We start from the raw sequence: 22,606 nt of genomic DNA, 5'->3' as shown, positions 1-22,606 counted from the left end.
CTCAGTCCTCGCTCACCAGCGGGAGCGAACGGCGCAGCATCCGCTCCTCGGTCTCGGCGATCTCTCGCTCCCGGTGGGCGCCGAGCTTGGTGTTCTGCACCTTGTCGTGCAGCTTGAGCACGGCGTCCAGGAGCATCTCCGGCCGGGGCGGGCAGCCCGGCAGGTAGATGTCGACCGGGACGATGTGGTCCACGCCCTGGACGATCGCGTAGTTGTTGAACATGCCGCCGCTGGAGGCGCACACGCCCATCGCGATGACCCACTTGGGCTCGGGCATCTGGTCGTAGATCTGCCGCAGGACGGGCGCCATCTTCTGGCTGACCCGGCCGGCGACGATCATCAGATCGGCCTGGCGGGGCGTGGCGCCGAACTTCTCCATGCCGAAACGGGCGAGGTCGTAGTGCGGGCCGCCGACGGCCATCATCTCGATCGCGCAGCACGCGAGCCCGAAGGTCGCGGGCCACATCGAGCTCTTGCGGGCGAGCCCGACGATCTGTTCGACGGTGGTGAGCGCGATGCCGCTCGGCAGTTTCTCCTCGAGTCCCATCAGTGACGGACCTCCTCGGGGCCGGGGTGCGGGGTGGGCCGGGTGCGGGGCGGGCGCCCCGTCGTCGGGATCAGTCCCATTCGAGGCCTCCGCGGCGCCACTCGTAGGCGTAGGCGATGGAGACGTTCACCAGGAAGAGGACGATCGCGACCAGTCCGAACCAACCCAGGGCCTCGAAGTGCACGGCCCAGGGGATGAGGAAGATGATCTCGATGTCGAAGACGATGAACATCATGGCCGTCATGTAGTACTTGACGGTGAAGCGTCCGCCGCCCGCGGGCTGCGGGGTGGGTTCGATGCCGCACTCGTACGCCTGCATCTTGGCTCGGTTGTAGCGCTTGGGGCCCATCACCGCCCCCGCCACCATCGACACCACGACGAACGCGGCGCCGATCCCGCCGAGCACGAAGATCGGTGTGTAGAGCTCCATCGGTCACCCTCCTTCTGGCTGTTCGGGGAGGTCGTGGAACATGCTTGTGATCACTTTCACTAGCGGCGGCTCATCCTTGTGGGCTCCTCCCCGCGCGGGGGAGACGGGCATGTGCGTGGCGACCGTCCGACCGGTCCTAGGCGGCGGGCGCGATGCGCGACAGACCGTTGATCACCCGGTCCATGGCGTCCCCCTGGGTCGGTTCGGTGAGGTTGGCGAGCATCTTCAGCGCGAACTTCATGAGAGTGCGCTGGCGCAGGCCGTAGCGGGTCGCGTACTTCATGAACTCGGGCTGGCCGAGCATCCTCACGAAGTACCGCCCGAGCGTGTAGTAGCCGCCGTAGGTGTCGGCGAGCACCTGGGGGTAGCGCAGCAGGGCCCGCTCCCGCGTCTGCTGGGTGGGGCGCCCGTGCGCCTGCGCGACCACGTCGGCGGCGATGTTCCCGGCCTCCATGGCGTAGGCGATGCCCTCGCCGTTGAAGGGGTTGACCATGCCGCCGGCGTCGCCGACCAGCATGAGACCGCGGGAGTAGTGGGGGACGCGGTTGAAGCCCATCGGGAGCGCGGCCCCCCGGATGGCGCCCCGCTGGCGGTCCTCGGTGAACCCCCAGCCCTCGGGCATGCTCTCGGTCCACCGGCGCAGCAGTCGGCGGTAGTCGACCTCCTGGAAGGAGGACGTGGAGTTGAGGATGCCGAGGCCCACGTTGCAGGTGCCGTCGCCGACGCCGAAGACCCAGCCGTAGCCGGGCAGGAGCACGTCGCGGTCGCCGGTGCGGTCCCACAGTTCGAGCCAGGACTCCAGGTAGTCGTCGTCGTGGCGGGGACTCTCGAAGTAGGTGCGCACGGCCACACCCATGGGGCGGTCGTCGCGCTTGCGGATGCCCATGGCCACCGACAGGCGGGAGGAGTTGCCGTCGGCGGCGACGACGAGCGGGGCGCGGAAGGTCACGGGTTCGCGGTCGGCGTCCTTGGCGCGCACGCCGACGATGCGGTTGGTGCGCTCGTCCATGACCGGACCGGTGACGGTGGTGCGCTGCAGGAGCTTGGTCCCGGCGGCGACCGCGCGGTCGACCAGGATCTGGTCGAAGTCGAAGCGGGTGCGGACGAGTCCGAAGCCGGGGTAGGCGGCCAGGTCGGGCCACGGCAGGTCCAGACGGACCCCGGCGCCGATGATGCGCAGGCCGTGGTTGCGGACCCATCCCTCGCCCTCGAAGGTGATCCCCATCGCGGTGAGCTGCTTGACCGCGCGGGGCGTGAGCCCGTCCCCGCAGACCTTCTCACGCGGGAAGGAGGTCTTCTCCAGCAGGAGGACGTCCAACCCCGACTGGGCCAGGTAGTACGCGGTGGTGGAACCCGCGGGTCCGGCGCCGACGACGATCACGTCGGCGTCGTACTCGATCCGCTCCCGGCGTCTGGGGGAGGAGGTGGCTGTCTCGCTCACGGTGGGTCCTCGACTACTCGCGCGATGCACCGTGGCGGGCCTGTGCGGGGTCCGACCCGCTCACGGGGTCTGTTGTGCGGCGACCCCAGCCTTCCGGGATGTCCGGTTTGTGGCTTGTGGGATACACCTCGCGCCCTTGTGAAGCGCTTCACAAGGCCACTTTTCCGCAGTCTAGACCCTTCGGGGGTCGATAGGCGAGCCCCGAGGGGGTATTCGGAACACTTCGGCAACAAACGGGACATACGACAGCAGACAGTGTCATCCACCCCACAAAGCCGTCACCGTCCGCCATACACGCAGGTCATCGGCGGTTTCCGACACCACAGGCACAGAAAAGACCCTGACAGAAACGAAGTTCATCAGGGTCTGAGTGCTTTGGGTTGTAAGTGAACTATGTGGTCAAGAGTTCCCCATGTCGGATTTTACTTTTCCCGGAACGCCCGGTGCAGGGCGACCGTCCCCAACGTCAGGTTGCGCCAGGCCACCCGCGACCAGCCCGCGTCCTGGAGCTCGCGCGCGAGTTCGGGCTGGGTCGGCCACGCCATGATCGACTCCGACAGGTAGTCGTAGGCCTCGCCGCGACCGGACACCGCGCCCGCGATCCTCGGCAGGGCCGCCATGAGGTAGGTCGAGTAGATCCGGTCCACGGCCTCCACCGGGATGTGGCTGAACTCGCAGATCACCAACCGTCCGCCGACCTTCGTCACCCGAAGCATCTCGCGCAGGGCCTGGTTCGCGTCGTTGACGTTGCGCAGGCCGAAGGAGATGGTCACCGCGTCGAAGGTCTCGTCGGCGAACGGCAGCCGCAGCGCGTCGCCGGCCACGAACGTGACCCCGCCCGTGGACGCGCCGCCGCGTCGCCCGACCCCCGCGCGCAGCATCCCCAGGGAGAAGTCGCAGGCGATGACCCGCGCGCCCTTGCGCACGAAGGACTCCGAGGAGGTGCCCGTCCCCGCGGCCAGGTCCAGGACCAGTTCACCGCTGTGGGCGTCAACCGCGTTCACCACGCCGCGCCGCCAGACGCGGTCCTGGCCGAGGGAGATGACGTCGTTGACGAGGTCGTACCTGGAGGCGATGCCGTCGAACATCGCGGCGACGTCCTGGGGCTTCTTGTCGAGCTTGGCGCGGGTCATGAAACCAGCCTAAGGGGGCCGTCCCGGTCGCCGGTCCCTCCCCCTCGACCGCCCGCCGGCGCGGCGCGGAGCGCGGACGGTGCGCGCTCCGACCGCGTCCGACGCCCGGACCGTGGGGACTGGTCCCGCTCGAACCCAGGAGGGACCGGCGTTTCCGTGCCCCTCCGTGTCCGCGGAGAGACCGGACACCCAAGACACAAGACTCATAACAGTGTGTGATTAAGGTGCGACTCTTTGCCACAATGTGGTGGCGCCCCATTCCGTGGCACACCGGCCCCGGCCGACATCCACGACCGAGGAGAGTCCTCCGTGAAACCCACCCGACTGACCGCGCTCACGATGAGCGCGATGCTCCTTCTCCCCGTCGGGGTCGCCGTCGCGGCCCCGACCGTCGCGGCGACCGGCGCGGGCGTCGTCAGAGAGAAACCCGTCCCCTGGACCCCGCACGTCCTCGACGGCCGCGTCAAGGACATCCTGCGCGTCGGTGACGTCGTCGTGGTCGCCGGTGACTTCAACCGCGTGTCCGACAGCGTCCGACGCCGGACGCACGACCGACGCAACCTGTTCGCGTTCGAGCACGGCACGGGCCGCCTCATCGAGGAGTTCGACCCCGACGTCAGCGGCACCGTCAACTCCGTGGTCCCCGGCCCAGAAGGCTCCGTGGTCATCGGCGGCGCCTTCCGCGTCGTCAACGGCGAGCAGAGCAGGGGCCTGGCCCGCCTCTCCCTGGCGGACGGCGCGACCGTGCGCGGGTTCGGCGCCCGTCTCGACAACGGCGCGACGACGCGCCTGGCCACGGACGGCAGGCACGTCTACGTCGGGGGCTCGTTCCGCGGGATCAACCGCCAGGCGCGGGTGGGCATCGCCCGTCTGGACGCCCGCACCGGCGCCGTGGACCGCGGCTTCGCCCCCCGGATCTCCGCTCCCCGCCGCGGCGCACCCGCCTCCAGGAGCTCGCGCTGAGCCCGGACGGCGACCGTCTGGTCATCAACGGCACCTTCACCAGGGTCGACGGCGAGAGCCGGTACCAGATCGCCATGATCGACACGGCGACCGGCGCGCTGACCCCGTGGTCGACCCGGGCCTTCGTCCCCGACTGCGACTACTCCCGCATGTACACCTACATGCGGCAGATGGACTTCTCCCCCGACGGCTCCTTCTTCGCCGTCGCGACCGCGGGCGGCCCCCACATCAAGCCGGGACTGTGCAAGGCGGTCGTGCGCTTCGACGTCACCGACACACCGGACGCCAGCCCGATCTGGTCCAACAAGACCGGCGGCGACGCCGTGTACTCGGTGGAGGTCACGCCCGGCGCGGTGTACGTCGGCGGACACCAGCGCTGGATGGACAACGAGTTCGGCGCGCACAACGCCGGTCCAGGCGCGGTCCCGCGCGAGGGGATCGCCGCGGTCGACCCGCGGACCGGCCGCGCGCTCCCCTGGAATCCGGGACGCCCCCGCGGCCACGGGGCCGAGGCCCTGCACGCCACCCCGGACGGCCTGTACGTCGGCAGCGACACCGAGCGGCTGGGGGGCGAGTACCGCCCCCGGCTCGGCATGTTCCCGGCCGCCTGAGGACGCGGCGCGAAAACCCCCGGCCGGGGAGGCCTCAGGCGTCCCCGGCCGACGGGCGCGCCTGGTCCCCGTCGTCCTCGCGCGAGGCCCCCGCCGAGAGGCGGTCACCCATGCCCGGAGCTCGGCGCTTGTTGATGCGCTCGATCGTGGCGGCGGACATCTGGTCGCGCAGCCTGGACAGCAGGACGTAGGAGACCAGGCCGCTGACGAGCCAGGCGAGGACCAGTGCGACCCACGATCTGGCGCCGAACAGATAGACGACTCCGAAGGCCGCCGCGAACAACCCGAGGCGGGCTGCGGTATAGGTCAACCAGCTACGCATGGAAAAGCCTCACAACAGACGATTACCTGGACTAGATTGGTCGCAACACCCATCAGCGCGCGTTTGCGTCCGGCCCCCGACGGGCCGGGAGCGTTCCGGGCGGCCGTGCCGCCCGTGCGCGTGCTGGCCGGGTGACGCCCCAGAAGCCCTGACCTCAAGGTTAAGGGCGTGCACCGGGAGGCCCGCACCAGGGCGGCGTGTGTCGCCTCTCAGGGGTGGCCGGGACGGCTCAGCCACGGGTCCGGATGGTCATGGGATGTTTCAATCCCGACAGCAAGGTCCGAACATCACGTTCCGGTCACATATCCCGTACTCCTCCCCCCAACAACGCAATTTCTCCGAAAACTAGGGAGGAAACGGACCAACTCGTGCACACTAGGGGATCAAACGCCCGCCGCCCCCGCAGCCGAGGCGGGCACGATTGGGGGAATGTGAAGGTGGAACGAGCTAGCGAACGCCTGTTGACCCCCGGGGAAGTGGCCTCACTCTTCCGGGTTGATCCCAAGACCGTCACTCGCTGGGCCGCCTCCGGGCGGATCAGCAGCATCCGTACCCCGGGCGGTCACCGCCGCTTCCGGGAGTCCGAGGTACGCGCGCTCCTGTCCGGGGAACCGGCCGAGAGCTCGCGCTGAGGGAGCCCTTCCACACGGGGCCGCGCCGCTCGCCTTCACGGTCCGCAGCACGCCCGTACGGCCTCCCCCGAAATCCGTGTCCGGTGTCCCAGCTGTGAGGAGTCGACAGCAAGAGTAGGCTGGAAGCATGGTATGGCTCGGTGGCCTGATCACTCTCACGACGATCGTCCTGTGGGTGTACGCGTTCTGCGACGCGCTCACCACATCGGCCCAGGATGTACGCAGCCTGCCGAAATTCCTGTGGTTGGTCGTCATCGCGGTGTTCATGCCCGTCGGCGCGATCCTCTGGCTCTTCCTGGGGCGGCCTCGCCAGCCGACCCCGGCGTCCGGCGGTACGCCCTCCCCGGCCCAGGCCGGGTCGGCCGCCGACGATCTCGACCCGTCCGACTTCACCAAGCCCGCCAGCGGCCCGCACCCGCTCGGGCCCGACGACGACCCCGAGTTCCTGCGACGGCTCGACCGCCGGATAGACCCGGACGAGTGACGGGACCCCCCGCCTTCGGGCGGGGGTTTTTCTGTGTCCGGCCACCTTACCCGGCCTTCGCCCAGCACCGGTCAACGGCCGGGAACGTGACCGGTCGGCCAGGTTCCACGCGAAGCGCGCGCCGCACCGGAGCGCGTCGAGTCCGACGTCCACGGGCGCGGCCCGGTCACGCGTAGGAGTGCAGTCCGCTGAACAGGTAGTTCACCGCGAAGAAGTTGAACATGATGGCTGCGAAGCCCACCAGGTTGATCCAGGTCGCCTTCCGGCCGCGCCAGCCCCCGGTGGCCCGAGCGTGCAGGTAGCGGCGTAGATCACCCAGGAGATGAACGACCACACCTCCTTGGGGTCCCACCCCCAGAACCGTCCCCACGCCTCGTCCGCCCAGATCGCGCCCGCGATGATGCCGAACGTCCACAGCGGGAACGCGAACAGCACGAAGCGGTGCGACAGCCGGTCGAGCATCTCCGAACTGGGCAGGCGTCCGGCGATGCCGGCGACCTCCTCGCCCCGGGCCCGCCTGTCCTCGGCCCGGTGCGACACCAGGTACACGATCGCCGCCACACCGGAGACCATGAACGCGCCGCCGGAGATGATCAGCGCGGTGATGTGGATCGGCACCCAGTACGAGTCGAGCGCCGGGATGAGCGGCCCCGGGTCCACGTACAGCCAGCGCACACCGATCCCCAGCAGGACCAGCACCGGCACCAGGACGAACGCGCCGAGGTACCGTGCCTGGTAGCGCAGGGACGCGAACAGCAGGCCCGCGACGGCGACCAGGCACAGGGCGACGATGAACTCGAACATGTTGCCCCACGGCCACCGGTCCGCGGCCAGGCCGCGCGTGACCACCTGGCCGACGCCGAGCAGGAAGCCGAGCGACGTCACCCCGAGGGCGATCCGGCCGAGCACGCTCTGGGAGGCCCGTGCCTCGCCCTCACTCGTGCGGACCCGGACCTCGATGCCGTCGTCGGCGCCGCCGGCCGTGGCCCCGGCGCCCACCGGCATGAGCCGACCGGCCTTCAGCTTGGTGCGGCGCCCGTAGGCGGCCTCGATCGCGAAGAGGAACAGCGCCGCCGCGTACGCGAGGATCATTCCGATGATCAGCGTGTCGCTGGCGGACGCCATCGCCTCGTTCGACATTGCGGCAATCGTCACCGCTCACTCCGTTCGTCGACTGGGTCTGATGGTCGGTCGTGTCGGTCCGCTGAGTCGGATCCCCCGCGGAGCCGGTCGGCGAGCCTGGTGGTGAGTTCGTGGAACTCGGCGTTGTTCCCCGCCACCTCGGTCTTGCCGAGCCCGGCCAGTTCGACCGTGGTCCGGCCGTCCTCCCCCTTCGTCGCGCGCACCCACACGCGGCGTGGACGGACGAACAGGGTGACGAGCAGGCCCCCGACCGCCGCGACGGCGGACCCGAGGGCGTAGGGCCGGGCCCCGTCGCGGTTGATCTGGAGACTGACGTACTCCCGGACGCCGGTGAAGGTGACGGACCCGTCGCCGTCCGGCAGCTCCCAGGTGTCGCCGACCTCCATCACGGGTGAGGAGCCGAGTCCCTCCATGCCCTCCGTCCGCAGCTGGTACACGGACTGCGGGTCGATCAGCCCCAGGTCGCCCCGGTATCCCTCCAGGGTGACGCGCGGGTTCTGCGCGCCGGGGAAGGTCGAGACCATCTCCCCGTCGCGGTCTCCGCCGCCGTGGGCAGGAAGACGCCGACGAAGCCCAGCTGGGCCCCGCCGGTGTCGGGCACCTTGAGGACGCCGTCGGAGGTGAAGGTGGCGGTCTCGCGGAACAGGAACGGCACCGCCTGGTCGAAGACCGTCTCGCCGTCGGCGTTGCGGACGACGAATTCCGGCGCGTACCCGTGCCCGAGCAGATAGACCTGCACGCCGTCGACGGTCAGAGGGTGGTTGACCTCCAGGCGGTGCCGCCCGTCCTCGGCGTCGGGCGACTCTCGGTAGGTCATGTCGGCGACGTAGGACGAGGCCTGCCCGCGCAGGTCCCCCTCCTCGATGAAGGTCGCCTCGAAGTCGTCGAGGTGGAGCGTGAACGGTTCGAGGTCGTCGGTGTCGGTCCAGTGCCCGGGGTAGACGGCGTCGTAGGAGGGCAGAGTGTTGGCGAAGCCGTCCCCCTCGACGATGAGCATGTTGCCCCGGTAGCCGAAGAAGGCGCCCGCGGCCAGGGCCGCCAGGAGCCCGAGCAGCGCCAGGTGGAACAGCACGTTCCCGGCCTCGCGCAGGTGACCGGTCTCACTGGAGAGCGAGTCGCCGTACCGCTCGACCCGGTACCCCCGTAGGACCCCTCGGGCCTGCTGGAGTGCGGTCTCCGGGCTCGCGTCCGTCGTGAAGCGCGCCGCGTAGGGCAGCCGGTCGAGGTTGCGCGGGGTGCGCACCGGACGGGCGCGCAGCGCACGGGCGTGCGCCACCGCGCGCGGGAGGACGCAACCCGCCAGGGAGACGAACAGCAGCAGGTAGATCGCCGCGTACCAGGGCGAGGAGAAGACGTCGAAGAGCGAGAACCGGTCCAGCCACGGGGCCAGGTCGGGGTGCTCCCTGAAGTAGGCGCCGACCTCGTCGACGCTGACCACGTTCTGCGGCAGGACCGACCCGGGGATGGCGCCGACCGCCAGCAGGAACAGCAGGATCAGCGCGGTGCGCATCGAGGTCAGGGTCCGCCAGGTCCAGCGCAGCCATCCGAGGGCGCCGATCCCCTTCGGCCGCGGCGCCGCGGTCTCGCCGTCTGCGGCGGGGGCGCCGGTCTGCGTCGTCGTCATCAGATCACCGTCTGGAATCCGGCGGCCCAGCCCTGCATGACGGTGGTCAGCTCCGTCCACAGGCCGGTCACCATGGACAGGCCGACCAGGACGAGCATGACACCTCCGATCACGGTGACCGCCCGGGTGTGGCGTTTGAGCCAGGCGAACGCGCCCAGCGCCTTGCGGTACAGGAGTGCGGCCAGGATGAACGGCAGGCCCAGCCCGAGGCAGTACAGGAGGGACAGGACCATGCCGCGTCCGGCGCCCCCCTCGACGAAGGCCAAGGACTGCACCGCGGCCAGGGTCGGCCCGATGCACGGGGTCCACCCGAGCCCGAACAGCACGCCGAGCAGCGGCGCACCGGCCAGGCCCGCGCGCGGCAGCCGGTGGAACCGGAACTCGCGGCCGAACCCGGGCAGGACGCCCATGAAGGCCAGGCCGAGCACGACGGTGAGCGCGCCGAGCGCCCGGGTGATGGTGTCGGTGTGGTCGAGGAGGACGTCGCCGAGCCAGCCGACGAACCCGCCGACCGCCACGAACACCAGGGTGAACCCGGCGATGAACAGTGCGCTGCCCGCGACCATCGTCCAGCGGCGCGAGGCCAGCTCGGTGTCGAGGTCGGTGGCCGTGGCCGTTCCGCCGCCGGCCGCCCCGCGCTCGCGCACGGCGGGGCCGCTCATGCCGGTGACGTAGGAGAGGTAGCCCGGGACCAGGGGGAGGACGCACGGGGAGAGGAAGGACACGAGTCCGGCGGCCATCGCCAGTGGCGCGGCCAGGAGCAGGGATCCGCTGAGGACGGTGGCGCCGATCGACTCCATCAGCCGGTGCCCTCGTCGGCCGCGCCGTCCGCGTCCCCGGCGGGCTCGGTCTCCCCGGGGGACGCCTCGCCGGACTCCCTCGCCTCCTCCTGCTCGGCGACGCGCGGCCGCTGCTCGGGGTCGCCGAGACCGAACTCGACCACGATCGGGTCGAGCAGGTCGGTGAGCTGTCCGTAGGTGGTGGGGCCGATCACGCGAGCCGCGATGCGGCCGTCCGGATCGATGACGACGGTGGAGGGGATCGCCCGGGGCGGGACGGTGTCGCGGAAGGCCTGCGGGATCTCGCCGGGCTGGTCGTAGACACTGGGGTAGGGGATCTCCTGGGCGGCGACGTAGGCGCTCGCGGCGGTGTCGTCGTCCTTCATGTTGACGCCGAGGAAGTCCACGCCCAGGTCGGCGTACTCGGTGTGCACCTCGTCGAGGACGGGCTGCTCCGCCCGGCAGGGACCGCACCAGCTGGCCCAGACGTTGAGGACGAGCACGCCGCCCTCGTAGTCGCTGAGCGCCACCTCGTCGCCGTCCAGCGTGGTGCCGGTGACGTCGGGCGCCGCCAACCGCTCCGCCGTGTCGAACGCGGTCGCGCTGCCGTCACCGGAGACGAACCGCTGGTCCTCGTTGCTCTGGATCTCGGTCCCGCCGGCGCAGCCGGACAGGACGAGCGCGGTGGCGACGGCGGACGCCGCGAAGCGCGGCGCACGGGGCCGCGCGCCGACTCTGGCACTGGGCATCGAGGATCCTCGCGAATGGGGCTGAGCAGGGCGGACTACGACAACGACAAAGTGTAGTAGCTGCTCGGCACCCCACCTCGCGGCCCGGTGGAACCGGCGTTCGCCCAGCGCAGGGGGAAGGGGGATCCCGAAGGGGCGGTGGTGCGGGACACACCCGCCTCCGGGATGGTCGGCAGACCGGGGGCCGGGCACACGGCCCCGCCCCGGTCGGCCGCTCCGCTCGTCAGCCTGCCTCGACGAAGGCCTCGCGGAGATAGTCGTGCACGGCACGCTCGGGGACCCGGTAGGAACGCCCCACGCGAATCGCGGGGAGAACCCCCGAGTGCACCATTCGGTAAACGGTCATCTTGGACACGCGCATGATCGTGGCGACCTCCGCCACGGTCAAAAACCTGACCTCGTCGAGAGGCGGCTTGCTCCCGTTCATCTTCCGACGCCCTCATTCCCGGACGTGAGCTTTGGCTACCGTTCAGCCCGGCGTGGAAGCCCACGGAGGGGCGACCCCGGTAAGCGCCCGTCCCACCGCCACGCCGGTGTGTCATACCGTCACTACTGACACGTCCGTTTTCAGAGTAGGACGGAGTTCGCCTGAGCGAAAGGGCGTTTGTCACCTCTTCTCCGCGCTCCCTCTCCGACCCGCCCAAAGAGGTTTAGCGGTGGGTATAAATGGTCGACCCTGATCACACGAGTCCCGCTCGGGCGAGGACGTAATCACGCAGGGGCGCGTAGTCCTCGGGCGGATATCCGTCGTCCAAAGGCACGGTGACCAGTAGTTTTCCCTCGTGTTCGGCGAGGAACAGTGCGGGATCATTACTGTCGGCGAAGCCCATCGCGGGCACCCCGGCCTCACCCGCCGCACCCGCGAAGCCGTGATCGGCGATGACCAACTGCGGCCACTCCTCACCGCGGTTCGAGAGGTCGCCGAGGATGGCGCGCATGGCGAAGGGGTGGTGACTGTGACGGGGGTGGTGGCCGTCCGTCACGATGGCGACGTCGTCTCTCCAGACAACGGTTCGGCGGCTCGGGGGCCGTTCCGTGGGCACCTCATAGCTGTAGCCTTCGGCCGCGGTCACGACACGGCACCCCCGAGCGACGAGGGCGCCCTTCCACGCGGCGTACATCGCCCGGAGCTTGAGGGGGTGCCCGGTGGCGAACATCACGGACTCGCGCCGCTCGGCGGCCAGGGCGAGGCGGTCGGCGACCCCCTCCAGGGCGTCGACCGTCAGGTCGGGGTCGATGGTGTCGATCCCCCAGGTGTGCTCCTCGTCGGCGACCACGCCGCACCGCTTGCTCATGAGCGCGAGCACCTCGGGAAACGTCCAGTCGTGCGAGAAGGTCAGACCGAACTGGTGGTAGGCGTCGCCGTCCACGAGCCGCTGATAGTGCCGAAGATTGTTCTGGCGAGGGGTGTCGACGTGTCCCGCGATCCCCTTGCGGACCAGATACGTGATGAGTCCAGCGCGTGTCGGCGGCGTCACCAGCGATCCCCTTCCTCGAATGCGCAGCGAGCGTGCGTCACGCTGTGCGGCCACCACGACGCCTGCTCCTGTTCGCCCGGTATTCAACCTCTTCCTACCCACTGGACGCACGCCACGCCCAATTCTGCCGATTTCGGCCATATGCGCACACATGTACGGACTCGCGCGGAAACTCCCGAAGGGCGCCGTCAGAGGCTGGGGTCGATTCCATGGCTGGGGAAAACCGCGGTACGGGTCGCGTGGATCGCACGGTCCACCGGATCTCCGGGGTCGTACCCCTCCTCGAACCTGGCGAAATGCACCTCGCGCCCGTCCGTCATGTACAGCGGGGCCTGTTCGCCCGTGCGCCGCCGCACGAAGTCGCGCCACGCCTGCGGGGTCTCGGTGGCGGGGTCGACCGGCGCACCGGCGGCCTCAGCCAGCAGATGGGTCCAGGCCCGCGGTACGACGTGCACCAGCCCGTATCCGCCACCGCCGAACAGCAGCCACCGGCCGCCCGCCGTCTTCTGCGCGAGCTTGTGCAGCTCGGTGTAGGTGCGACGCTGCCCGTCGAGGCTCAGGGTGAGGTTGGCGAGCGGATCCAGGGCGTGGGTGTCGCACCCTTGCTGGGTGACGAGGATCTCGGGCTGGAACTCGTGCAGCAGCGGCGGCACGACCGCGTCGAAGGCCCGGTGCCACCCGGAGTCCCCGGTCCCGGCCGGGAGGGCGACGTTGACCGCGTACCCCTCGGCGCCGGGGCCGCCTGTCTCGAAGGCCTGCCCCGTGCCGGGGAAGAGTGTGGTCGGCGACTCGTGGAGGCTGATCGTGAGCACGCGGGGATCATCGTAGAACGCGCGCTGCACCCCGTCGCCGTGGTGGACGTCGACGTCGACGTAGGCGATCCGCTTGGCGCCCTGCTCCAGCATCCACGCGATGGCCAGCGCCGGGTCGTTGTAGACGCAAAAGCCCCAGGCGTGGCCGCGCATGGCGTGGTGCAGGCCGCCCGCGATGTTGGCGGCGTGCGCGGTCTCACCGTTCCACACGGCCCTGGCGGCGGCGACCGACGCCCCGCAGATGAGCGCGGCCGCGTCGTGCATGTGGGGGAAGACCGGGTTGTCGGCGGTGCCGAGCATGTGGGCGTCGTCTGGCTCCAACGTCTCCCCGGCCCGCTTCACCGCCTGGATGTAGGCGGGGTCGTGCACCAGGGACAGCAGCTCGTCGGAGGCGGGTTCCACGTCCAGGAGGCTGACTCCGGGGGCGTCCAGGACCCCCAGCTCACGGCTGAGCGCCATGGTCAGCTCGACGCGGACCGGAGCCATCGGGTGTTGCGGTCCGAAGTCGTAGGCGGTGAGTCCGTCGTCCCACGCCAGCCGAAGCGAACAGGACGTGCGCCCTCCCATGCCGTGACCCCCAGTTCCAGGTGCGCGTGCTCCACTGCACACAGTACGCACCGGGGACGGCGGTCCGAACCACGGGGTGGATCGGGTCCCGTCCGGGCACGGGACGGTCCGGGCGGACGCCGGGGCCGCCCGGACCGCCGGCACGTCACTCCTCGCGCGTCAGGTAGAGGCAGGTCTCGTACCGGTCGCCGCCGCTGAGGTCCAGCGTGCCGTGCAGGGGAATCGAGCGTCCGGTGTCGGAGACGAGCAGCATCCGGTACTCCCCCGGCTCGAACTCGACGCGCATGACCTCGCCGCCGCGTTCGAAGCAGGAGTTGCCCGACGGCGGCGAGGTGTACTCGCCGCATTCCTCGCACCCGGGCGTGACGACCTCGTCGTGGACGCCGTCCGGCCCCACGTAGAGGAACCGCATGTCGTGCGGGCTGTCGTTGGTTACCTCCATGACGACCTGGTCACCGTCCGTGCTGCCGGTGGGCCGCGCGTCGAAGTCGGTCTCCCCGTAGACGGTCAGGATGTCCATCTCCTCCCCGATGCGGGCCGCTCCCACGAAGCGGACCAGGTCCTCGACGTCGTCGGCCTCGTGGCCCGGGTACCGCGCGGCGAGGAAGTCGGTCATCTCCTCCGCGGTGGACGCCGAGCCTCCGTCGACCTCGGCCCAGCCGCACTGGCGGGCCGCCTCGGGCGCCTCGGCCTCGATACGCTCCGCGACCGCCGGAGCAGCCGACCAGTCGAGGTCGACGAAGACCTCGATCTGGCGGAACGCCGCGCACCAGCGCTCCGCCGCGTAGTCGGACGTGCCGAGGCTGTACAGGTCCGCCAGGGCGTCGGGCACCCGGCCCGCGGCCTCGGTGCCCTCGTGGTCGCCGGGGATGACGCTGTAGATCTGCTGCGCCCGTTGGAACCCGTCGCGGATCTCGTCGGTGACCTCTCCGGCGTAGGTCTCAGCGGTCTCGTTCGCGATGTTCCCCGCGTGGGAGAGGTAGGTGTCGGCCACCTCGCCGTCGGTGTCCTCCCAGCGGGAGGCCGGGTGGGCGAAGTAGCCGCTGTAGGTGTCCAGCGCCTCGTCGTACTCCTCCTGAGACACCTGGTCCTGGGCCTCGGCGAGCAGACGGCAGGCGTCGACGCCATCACGCGCGCGGTCCATCAGGGACGGCGACATCGACAGCTGAAAACCTCCCTCGACCTGCTCGTAGACGTCGATGGCCGTGTCGCAGTCGCCGCGCGCGTGCGTGGCGTCGGCGACCCGCAGTCGCCACTCGCCCGCCTGCCACACACCGGCCAGCCCCGCCAGGACGGCGACCGCCAGGGCTGCGGCCGTGAGCACGGGTGCGAGCCTCTTCGGGGGCTGTCCCCCGGCGGCCGTGGTGCGCTCGTCGCGGGCACGGCCCGCGAACAGTCCGTGGGCGGCGGTGGCGAGGAACCACGCCAGAAGGACGGGCGCCCAGATCAGCGGGTTGTCCGCGGCGCCGTGCCACGCGGCGCCGACCAGGAGGCCCGCGGTGACCGCCAGCGCGATCCCGAGGAACAGCCACTGACGCAGGAAGGCGTATCCCGCGCCCAGGCCGGACAGGTTGAGCAGCGCGGCCCGGACGCGGAGGGCGAGGAGAGGAGCCCGAGCCGCGGCGGTCGGGGCGGCGGGGGCCCGAACTGCCCGGGAGGCATCCCGCCGGGAGGCGGCATCCCACCGGGAGGAACGGCGCCGGGAGGCATCCCACCGGGCGGTGTGCCCATGGCGGCCCCGAAGGCGCCGGGCGGCGGCGAGCTGAACTGGGGTCCGGAGGGCGGACCGCCGGGAGGAGGCGGGGGCGCACCGTCGGGCGGTTGCCGCGGGCCGGACGGGGGCTGCGGAGGTCGCTGCGGTCCCGAGGGAGGCTGCTGCGGGGGCTGGCCGGGCTGGGGCTGGCCCGAGGGCTGGTGAGACGGGTCGAACGGGGGTGGAGAACTCATGGGGGCCCTGGGGTCGGGGGGATGGGAAGTCCCGCACGCACGGGACCGGGTTGGGGAGCGCGGTCCCCTTCCTCGAAGAACACTATCCATGTCCGAGGACGTCCTGCCCTGTGGTCAACGGCCGGTCCCGGCCAATCCCGTCCCCGCCCCGGCCCCAGCGCGGCCCGGCCGCAGATCAGCTCCCGGACAGTGCCCGGCTACGGTCGCGGGCGGCCTCGATCGCGTCGGTGAAGGCGGTGCGCACGCCGTGGCGCTCCAGCTCGCGCAGTGCGGCCGCGGTCGTCCCGCCCGGCGATGTCACGGCCTCCCGCAACACCACGGGGTGCTCGCCGGAGTCCGTGAGCATGGCGGCGGCGCCGGTCATGGTCTGCTCGACGAGTTTTTGCGCCGTGCGCGCGGCATGCCCATCGCCACCCCCGCCTCGACCATCGTCTCGGCGATGAAGTAGAAGTAGGCCGGACCGCTCCCGGAGATCGCGGTCACCGTGTCCATGTGCTGCTCACCCACCCGGATCACCTCCCCGACCGCGCCCAGCAGCTCCTCGGCGCGGTCCAGGTGCTCGGGCCCGGTGTTGGCCCCGCCCGAGATGGCGGTCATGCCGCGCCCCATGAGCGCCGGTGTGTTCGGCATCGCCCGCACGACGGGCACCCCGACCGGCAGGTGGCTCTCCATCACGGAGGTGGTGAGCCCGGCGGCCACCGAGATGACGAGACGGTCCGCGGCCAGGTGGGCGGACAGGTCCTCCAGCAGCGCCACCATGTCCTGCGGCTTGAGCGCCAGCAACAGCGTGTCGGCCCGCTTGGCGGCCTCCTCGGCCGGCGCCACCTCGACCCCGTACCGCTGGCGGAGCTCATCCGCGTGCTCCACCCGCGGCTCCGTGACCAGGACGTTCTCCGGCGCGTGGCCCTTGGCCAGCATCCCGGCGAGGAGTGCCTCGCCCATCTTCCCTGCACCGATGATCGCGATCATGAAGGTTCCTCTCCGCGGGTCCCCTCCACGCTAACGGCACGGGGGCTCCGGTGCGGACGCGACGTCTCACACCGTGGACGGTCAGGGCTGCTCGGGACCCTCCGCGCCCCCGGTCGTCGTCCTGGTCGTCGACGGTCCCCTGTGTGTCGACGGAGAAGTGGCGGGGCGGCGCGGGCGGCCTGCGGCGCAGCAGGGCGATGCGTTCACGGCGGTCGTGCGGCTGGGTACCGGCGTCGGCGGTGGGTCTGGCGAAGTGCAGACGTGTGAAGGCGAGCGCCTCCGCCAGTTCGCGCATGCGGGACGTGCGGTCGGGCGACTTGCGGGTGCTCACCTCCAGGACGAGCTGGCCCTCGTAGCCGTCGCGGCCAGGTGCTCCAGGAGTTCGGCGACGGGCTGCCGCCCTCGGCCGGGGATGAGGTGCTCGTCGAGGTTCTGGCCGCCGAAGCCGTCGGCGACGTGGACGTGCGACAGGCGGTCGCCGAGCCGCTTGGCCATGTCCATGGCGTCGGAGCCGGACATGGCGGTGTGCGACAGGTCGAGCGTGACGTCGGGGTAGTCCCGGTCGAGCGGGTTCCAGCTCGGCGCGTAGGGCACGACCTCGCGGTCGCGCACGCGCACCGGGTACATGTTCTCCACGGCGAAGACGACGTCGGTCTCGTCCTGCATGCGCGCGACGCCGGTCTCGAACTCGCGGGCGTAGTCGCGCTGCCAGCGGAAGGCCGGGTGCACGACGATGGTCCTGGCGCCCAGGGCCTCGGCCATCTCCTTGGAGCGGACGAGCTTGCCCCACGGGTCGCGGCCCCACACCCGTTGGGTGAGGACCAGACAGGGGGAATGGACGGCGGTGACGGGCATCCGGTGGTAGTCCGAGAGGCGCCGCAGCAGGTCGATGTCCTGGCTGGCGGGGTCGGAGGAGACGAGCACCTCCACGCCGTCGTACCCCAGCTTCGCGGCGATCTCGAAGGCGGCCGGGGTCTTCTCCGGGTAGACCGACGCCGACGAGAGGACGACGGGCGCGTCTGGGACCTGGATAGGGCTCACGGGACACAGACTATGCGCTCCGCCCCCTCCCCCGGGTTCCGCTCCGGTGAACGCGGCGTGCCGCGACGGGCGCGGCGGCCACGCCCCACCGGTCACCGTAGGCTGCGGGGATGGTCTCCCGGAGCCCCAGGATCCCTGGGGACGCCATCCCCAGTCCGAACATCTGGAAGCACCCACGGACGTACGAACTGGAGAACGACGCCGTCGGCCCCGACGTGGTGCTCGGCGCCGCCATGGACCGCGTGCGGCCGATCGAGGACGCCCACGTGCTGGACGTCGGCTGCGGCACCGGCTACCACCTGCCCGGCTTCGCGGCGCGGGCGCGTCGGGTCACGGGGGCCGGATCCGGGTCGATCAGGACTGGCGGGCGGCCCCCGTGGCGCCCTTGGACGGGGTCACAGTCGTACGGCCCTCGCGCCGGCCATGACGTCGCGCTCGCGCACGTGGTCGCCGCGCTTGGGGGCGTCGATCATGCGCCCCCCGCCGAGGTAGATGCCGACGTGGTAGACGTAGCCGCCGCCGTGGGCCCAGTAGACGAGGTCACCGCGCCGGGCGCCGGAGTAGGGGATGCGGATTCCGGCCGCCGCCTGGTCGTGGGCGATGCGGGGCAGCTCGACCTCCGCCTGACGGAAGGCCCACTGGACGAGGCCGGAGCAGTCGAAGCCGTTCGGCCCGGTTCCGCCCCAGACGTAGGGCGCGCCCTTCTTCGACTCGGCGGCACGGATCGCCGTCTCCACGGCCGACCAGTGAAGTGTTTGGTGGACGCGGCCGTCGCCCCCTCCGGCGGACGCCGGGGCGGCGTGGGCGAGGGCGGGTTCCGGGACGAGCGCCGCGGCCACCAGGGACACGGTCGCGGCGGTGGCGGAGAGCACCCGCGCGACGGTCCGCACGGATCCGGCCTGCCGCCCGGGTTGGGCCGGACGACAGGCCGGAATTTGCTCGTGGTGTCGGGAGTGGGTCATGAGGTTCCCCGTTCGGATGTGCGTGCCCCGTGCCGGGTCGGCCCCGGGGCGTTCCATCCCAACCGATCACCCTTCGTCGCTTTCGTGCGGTAGCGAATCACCCTCGGTGATCAATTCCCCGCAAGATAACGTAAAATCTCGCACACAAAAGGCGCATCTCAGTCGTTGAGTGCGAAACCTCCATGACTCCTGACACGTTCAGTGACAATGGTCAGGGCTGGACGCCCACTCCCGCCAGCAGCCGCTCGGAGACGGCCTCCATGCCCGCCTTGTTCGGGTGCACGGGAGCCGCGTTGTTCTCCGGGACCAGCCCCTCGACCCAGCGCCGGGACGAGGACTGGCACACGTCGTGACCGCGTTCGAGGACGTCGACGAAGACCGCGCCCGCCGCCCGCGACTCCTCCGCGATCATCTGGTTGAGGGAGGTCTGGACGCCGTCCAGGTAGGCCACGTCGCCCCGGGCGATGGGCGCCTTGGGCCAGCAGCCCTTGCTCTCGGGCAGGATCTGGAGGTACCCGACGCCGACGACGGTCGCCTCCGGGCTGTGCTCGGCGATCTCGGCGTAGACGCCCGACACGTCGTCGCGCAGGCCCTCGACCCGCTGGTCGAGCTCGTCGCCGAAGTGGTCGGCGCACGGGCTCCCGAAGGGGTTGTGCAGGCTCCGCTTGGCGCACTCCATCAGGATGTCGGTGAATCCCAGGTCGTTGCCGCCGATCCCGACCGTGACGAGGTCGGTCTCGGGGGTGAGCGCGTCGAACTGCGGCGGGACGTCGATCAGGTCGGTGTGCTGCGGCTCGCGCAGGTCCCGGATGACCGCGCCGGCGCAGCTGACGTCGGTGAACGCGGCGACGCCCAACGCGTCGGCCGCGAGTCGGGCGTAGTTGCTGGACGAGCGGAGGCAACGGGGGTCGGAGCCCGGGCGACGGGGGAATGGAGCGGCCCCGAGGTGAACGAGTCCCCGAGGGCGACGTAGTGGTCGAAGGCGGCGGCTCCGCGGTCTCGGCGGAGGCGGGCGCGCCGCGGCCAGGCACAGGGCGGCGGCGAGCGGAAGGGCGAGGAGGGGGGTTCGTCGGCGGCCTCGGGGGCGGGCTGCGGGCTCGGGCGTGCTGGCGTCGGTGCGGGACACGTGGGGGTTCCTCTCCAGGGGCGGGGGTTCGGAGGTGTCGGACCCTACGCATTCTGTAACACGACCTACGAGAGACGTTGACTAACCCGTAGGTAACTTTCATGTGTCGCGATGTGCTGGAGAGCTGTCCCGTGAGGCGTGTCCCAGGGAGGCGTTAGCGTGGCGGACATGGCCAAAGCAGCGAAAACGACGTTCCGGTGCACCGAGTGCGGGTGGAGCACCCTCAAGTGGGTGGGCAGGTGCGGCGAGTGCCACGCCTGGGGCACGGTCGAGGAGGCGGGAGCCCCGGCCCCGACCGCGGTCGCGCCCGCGCCCGTGACCTCCCGGGCCCGGCCGATCACCGAGATCAGCGTCGAGACGGCCGAGGCCGTGCCCACCGGGGTCGACGAGCTCGACCGGGTCCTCGGCGGCGGCGCCGTCCCCGGCGGGGTCGTCCTGCTGGCGGGGGAACCGGGCGTCGGCAAGTCGACGCTGCTGCTGGAGGTCGCCGCGATGCGGGCCGCCCAGGGCCCCGTGCTCTACGTGACCGGGGAGGAGTCCGCCGGTCAGGTGCGGCTACGCGCCGAGCGGCTCGGGGCGCTGTCAGACAAGCTGTACCTGGCCGCCGAGACCTCGATCGCCTCCCTGGCCAGCCATGTCGAGGAGGTGGCCCCGCGGCTGCTCATCGTGGACTCGGTACAGACCATGGTCTCCCCCGACGTGGCGGGGGTTCCCGGCGGCGTCACCCAGGTCCGCCAGGTGACCGGCGCGCTGATCCAGATCGCCAAGGAGCGCGGTATCGCCACCGTGTTGGTCGGCCACGTCACCAAGGACGGCTCCATCGCCGGTCCCCGCCTGCTGGAGCACCTGGTGGACGTCGTGCTGCACTTCGAGGGTGAGCGCCACTCCCAACTCCGGCTCCTGCGCGCGGTCAAGAACCGCTACGGCCCCACCGACGAGATCGGCTGCTTCGAACTGACCGAGAGCGGCATCGTCGGGCTCCCCGACCCCAGCGGCCTCTTCCTCACCGAACGCACCGACCCGGTCCCCGGAACGTGCGTCACGGTCACCCTGGAAGGGCGTCGGCCGCTCATCACGGAGGTACAGGCTCTGATCGCGCCCACCCCGCTGCCCGCGCCGCGCAGGGCCACGTCCGGGCTGGACACGTCACGGGTGAACATGATCCTGGCCGTCCTGGAGAAGCGCACGGGCATGCGTCTGGCGAACATGGACGTGTACGCGTCCACGGTGGGCGGCGTGCGGCTGGGCGAGCCCGCGGTGGACCTGGCCCTGGCGATGGCGGCGGGCAGTTCCAACAACGACGTCGCCCTGCCGCGCGGGTTCATCGCGATCGGCGAGGTGGGCCTGGCCGGTGACATCCGAGCCGTGAACGGCGTCCAGCGCAGGATCGCGGAGGCGCAGCGCCTGGGGTTCAGGGAGGCGGTCGTGCCCAAGCACAGCGGAGATCCCGTGCCCGGCATCCGCACGCACGAGGTGGAGGAGCTCAGCGAAGCGCTGGTCTGGGTGGCGCGGCGCTCCAAGCGAACGTGAACCGACCGGCACGGCGCGCCGGGTCGTCACGCGGGCCCGGGGCCGGGCACCGCCTAGAAGTCGAAGACCGCGCGCTTGGCCGCCCGCAGCAGGCAGCCGTTGCCGTAGGTCTCCTGGAAGGCCTCAGCACCCATCGCGGTCGCGGCCACCGGGCGGTACTCCAGCGTGCAGACAGCGGCCGGGTCCGACGAAACGGCCGCGATCGAACCCGCCCGGGCGATCGCGGAACAGGCCTCGGCGGCGCGCGGGTGGGTGCCCCCGCTGCCGTAGGAGGAGCACAGGAGCGAGACCTCTCGCACGGACTCGTTCCCGAACCCCACGCCGTCGACCACGATCAGCCGGTAGACGGCCCGCCCCTCGGCCTCCCGCACGAGGGGCTCGGGCGGGCTCGCACGATCGGCGGACTCGACGGGAACGACGGGCGGCGCCGGAAGGGCGGGCGCGGTGGTGGCGATGACGGTGGCGGCGGCGACGAAGGCGGCCCGGGCGATCGCGGCGAGTCTCATGGTGGCCTCCAGTCGGCCGGGTGGCACGGGGTTGGGCCGCCGTGCCGTCACACCCGTCCCAACACTCCTACCCCGAACAGGGCGAGTCCGCCTGGCCCCGGTCGGCCCGCACCGCGTGGTGCGACGACCGGCCGGGGCCCCGTCCGCACCGGACGGCACGCGGCGGTCTACCAGTTGAACTTGTTGCCGTTGTCCTCGTAGTAGTAGCCGGCGTCGTTGTTGTCCTCGGGCACGCTCGGCGCCTTCGACGTCTTGAAGTCGTCGTGGTGGCCGTGGTGACCGTGCAGCCCGCCGTGGAAGCTCGGGTGACCGACCTCCTGCATGCCGCGGCCCTCGGTCATGTCGGCGGCTCCCCGGTACTCCACGCCGTCGGAGAAGTCGAAGATCGGGCCCTTGACGTCGAGCAGGACGCACTCGTTCGGGAAGGTCTCCTTGAAGTGCTCGGCGCCCTCGACGCGCACGACGACCGGGTCCCAGATCATCGGGCAGGCGCTGTCGCCCAGATCGACCTTCTCGATGGAGCCGAACGCGTAGATGAGGTCACAGGCCTCCTCTGCCTGAGGGTGGTTGCCACCAGGCGGTGCACAGAAAAGGGACCTGTGCTCCTTCTCGCCCGAGTGCTTCTTCTCGACTGAGAGGCGGTAGTAGTCCCGCCCCTCCTCCTCCGCCGCCTGCGCCGAGTCGCCATCGACAGTGCGAAGGCGGAGACGGCGATACCCGACAGGACGGTTCCGGCAAGCTTCACGATTGCTCCAGATGACTGCGAAATCGCTTGACGTCACATAGAGTAACACCCCAATAACAGAATGT

The 22,606-nt window shown here is 70.9% G+C and carries 18 protein-coding genes and 5 pseudogenes; 4 read left to right on the top strand and 19 right to left on the bottom strand.

The window, feature by feature from the left end; all coding sequences use genetic code 11:
- Position 1: 1 nt before the first annotated feature.
- The 4 genes from BJF83_RS19820 to BJF83_RS19805 form a co-directional block, all read right to left on the bottom strand.
- Entirely contained in the window at positions 2-547 is a 546-nt protein-coding gene (locus BJF83_RS19820) for an NADH-quinone oxidoreductase subunit B family protein (protein ID WP_075927488.1), read from the bottom strand.
- Between the two features lie 70 nt (positions 548-617).
- Positions 618-977 carry an NADH-quinone oxidoreductase subunit A gene (locus tag BJF83_RS19815; protein ID WP_075927487.1) on the bottom strand — a complete coding sequence of 120 codons (360 nt, stop codon included), beginning with the start codon at positions 975-977 and terminating at the stop codon, positions 618-620.
- A 136-nt stretch (positions 978-1,113) separates the two neighbouring features.
- Positions 1,114-2,418, bottom strand: coding sequence for a geranylgeranyl reductase family protein (locus BJF83_RS19810; protein ID WP_075927486.1), 1,305 nt, complete (start codon positions 2,416-2,418; stop codon positions 1,114-1,116).
- Between the two features lie 422 nt (positions 2,419-2,840).
- On the bottom strand, positions 2,841-3,551 hold the full coding sequence (locus tag BJF83_RS19805) for a demethylmenaquinone methyltransferase (RefSeq protein ID WP_075927485.1): 711 nt from the start codon (positions 3,549-3,551) through the stop codon (positions 2,841-2,843).
- Positions 3,552-3,860: 309 nt separating this feature from the next.
- Between BJF83_RS19805 and BJF83_RS19800 the strand changes: the two are divergent.
- A pseudogene (locus tag BJF83_RS19800) lies at positions 3,861-5,125 on the top strand (hypothetical protein).
- A 34-nt stretch (positions 5,126-5,159) separates the two neighbouring features.
- Here the strand turns inward: BJF83_RS19800 and BJF83_RS19795 are convergent.
- Positions 5,160-5,447 (bottom strand): DUF4229 domain-containing protein, encoded by a 288-nt coding sequence (locus BJF83_RS19795; protein WP_075927484.1) that lies wholly within the window; start codon positions 5,445-5,447, stop codon positions 5,160-5,162.
- 431 nt (positions 5,448-5,878) lie between these two features.
- Between BJF83_RS19795 and BJF83_RS19790 the strand changes: the two genes are divergently transcribed.
- Both BJF83_RS19790 and BJF83_RS19785 read left to right on the top strand, forming a co-directional pair.
- Entirely contained in the window at positions 5,879-6,079 is a 201-nt protein-coding gene (locus BJF83_RS19790; RefSeq protein ID WP_075927483.1) for a BldC family transcriptional regulator, read from the top strand.
- A 127-nt stretch (positions 6,080-6,206) separates the two neighbouring features.
- On the top strand, positions 6,207-6,563 hold the full coding sequence (locus BJF83_RS19785) for a PLD nuclease N-terminal domain-containing protein (RefSeq protein ID WP_075927482.1): 357 nt from the start codon (positions 6,207-6,209) through the stop codon (positions 6,561-6,563).
- Between the two features lie 166 nt (positions 6,564-6,729).
- Here BJF83_RS19785 and ccsB read toward each other — a convergent pair.
- The 12 genes and pseudogenes from ccsB to BJF83_RS19720 all read right to left on the bottom strand — a co-directional run bounded on the left by ccsB (position 6,730) and on the right by BJF83_RS19720 (position 19,760).
- Positions 6,730-7,703, bottom strand: a pseudogene (gene ccsB, locus BJF83_RS19780) (c-type cytochrome biogenesis protein CcsB).
- A gap of 11 nt (positions 7,704-7,714) precedes the next feature.
- A pseudogene (locus BJF83_RS19775) lies at positions 7,715-9,216 on the bottom strand (cytochrome c biogenesis protein ResB).
- A gap of 113 nt (positions 9,217-9,329) precedes the next feature.
- Entirely contained in the window at positions 9,330-10,130 is an 801-nt protein-coding gene (locus BJF83_RS19770) for a cytochrome c biogenesis CcdA family protein (RefSeq protein WP_075927481.1), read from the bottom strand.
- Entirely contained in the window at positions 10,130-10,858 is a 729-nt protein-coding gene (locus BJF83_RS19765; protein WP_075927480.1) for a TlpA disulfide reductase family protein, read from the bottom strand. The genes BJF83_RS19770 and BJF83_RS19765 overlap by 1 nt, the downstream gene beginning before the upstream one ends.
- Positions 10,859-11,081: 223 nt before the next feature.
- Complete coding sequence (locus BJF83_RS19760) at positions 11,082-11,285, bottom strand: helix-turn-helix domain-containing protein (protein ID WP_017601078.1); 204 nt, start codon at positions 11,283-11,285, stop codon at positions 11,082-11,084.
- A 253-nt stretch (positions 11,286-11,538) separates the two neighbouring features.
- Positions 11,539-12,336, bottom strand: a complete 798-nt coding sequence (locus tag BJF83_RS19755) for a phosphatase (protein ID WP_075927479.1) — start codon at positions 12,334-12,336, stop codon at positions 11,539-11,541.
- Positions 12,337-12,524: 188 nt separating this feature from the next.
- Complete coding sequence (locus tag BJF83_RS19750) at positions 12,525-13,685, bottom strand: acetoin utilization protein AcuC (protein WP_075927542.1); 1,161 nt, start codon at positions 13,683-13,685, stop codon at positions 12,525-12,527.
- 175 nt (positions 13,686-13,860) lie between these two features.
- Complete coding sequence (locus BJF83_RS19745) at positions 13,861-15,699, bottom strand: DUF1109 domain-containing protein (RefSeq protein WP_316042319.1); 1,839 nt, start codon at positions 15,697-15,699, stop codon at positions 13,861-13,863.
- A gap of 138 nt (positions 15,700-15,837) precedes the next feature.
- Positions 15,838-16,631, bottom strand: a pseudogene (gene proC, locus BJF83_RS19740) (pyrroline-5-carboxylate reductase).
- A gap of 118 nt (positions 16,632-16,749) precedes the next feature.
- A pseudogene (locus BJF83_RS19735) lies at positions 16,750-17,672 on the bottom strand (sugar phosphate isomerase/epimerase family protein); the annotation flags it as partial.
- 395 nt (positions 17,673-18,067) lie between these two features.
- Positions 18,068-18,634, bottom strand: coding sequence for a C40 family peptidase (locus BJF83_RS19725; protein WP_075927541.1), 567 nt, complete (start codon positions 18,632-18,634; stop codon positions 18,068-18,070).
- A 211-nt stretch (positions 18,635-18,845) separates the two neighbouring features.
- The gene (locus BJF83_RS19720) at positions 18,846-19,760 is read right to left on the bottom strand and encodes an SGNH/GDSL hydrolase family protein (RefSeq protein ID WP_316042318.1); all 915 of its coding nucleotides are present in this window, start codon (positions 19,758-19,760) and stop codon (positions 18,846-18,848) included.
- A 168-nt stretch (positions 19,761-19,928) separates the two neighbouring features.
- Here BJF83_RS19720 and radA point away from each other — a divergent pair, with 168 nt between their 5' ends.
- Positions 19,929-21,290, top strand: coding sequence for a DNA repair protein RadA (radA, locus tag BJF83_RS19715; RefSeq protein WP_075927540.1), 1,362 nt, complete (start codon positions 19,929-19,931; stop codon positions 21,288-21,290).
- Positions 21,291-21,343: 53 nt separating this feature from the next.
- Here the strand turns inward: radA and BJF83_RS19710 are convergent, their stop codons facing one another.
- Together BJF83_RS19710 and BJF83_RS19705 are read right to left on the bottom strand one after the other, a co-directional pair.
- Positions 21,344-21,796 (bottom strand): SSI family serine proteinase inhibitor, encoded by a 453-nt coding sequence (locus BJF83_RS19710; RefSeq protein ID WP_143831998.1) that lies wholly within the window; start codon positions 21,794-21,796, stop codon positions 21,344-21,346.
- A 167-nt stretch (positions 21,797-21,963) separates the two neighbouring features.
- On the bottom strand, positions 21,964-22,578 hold the full coding sequence (locus tag BJF83_RS19705; RefSeq protein ID WP_075927477.1) for an SSI family serine proteinase inhibitor: 615 nt from the start codon (positions 22,576-22,578) through the stop codon (positions 21,964-21,966).
- Positions 22,579-22,606: the final 28 nt, after the last annotated feature.

This window comes from Nocardiopsis sp. CNR-923 (assembly GCF_001942255.1).
Classification (GTDB): domain Bacteria; phylum Actinomycetota; class Actinomycetes; order Streptosporangiales; family Streptosporangiaceae; genus Nocardiopsis.
This window is presented reverse-complemented; position numbering and strand designations above follow the sequence as displayed.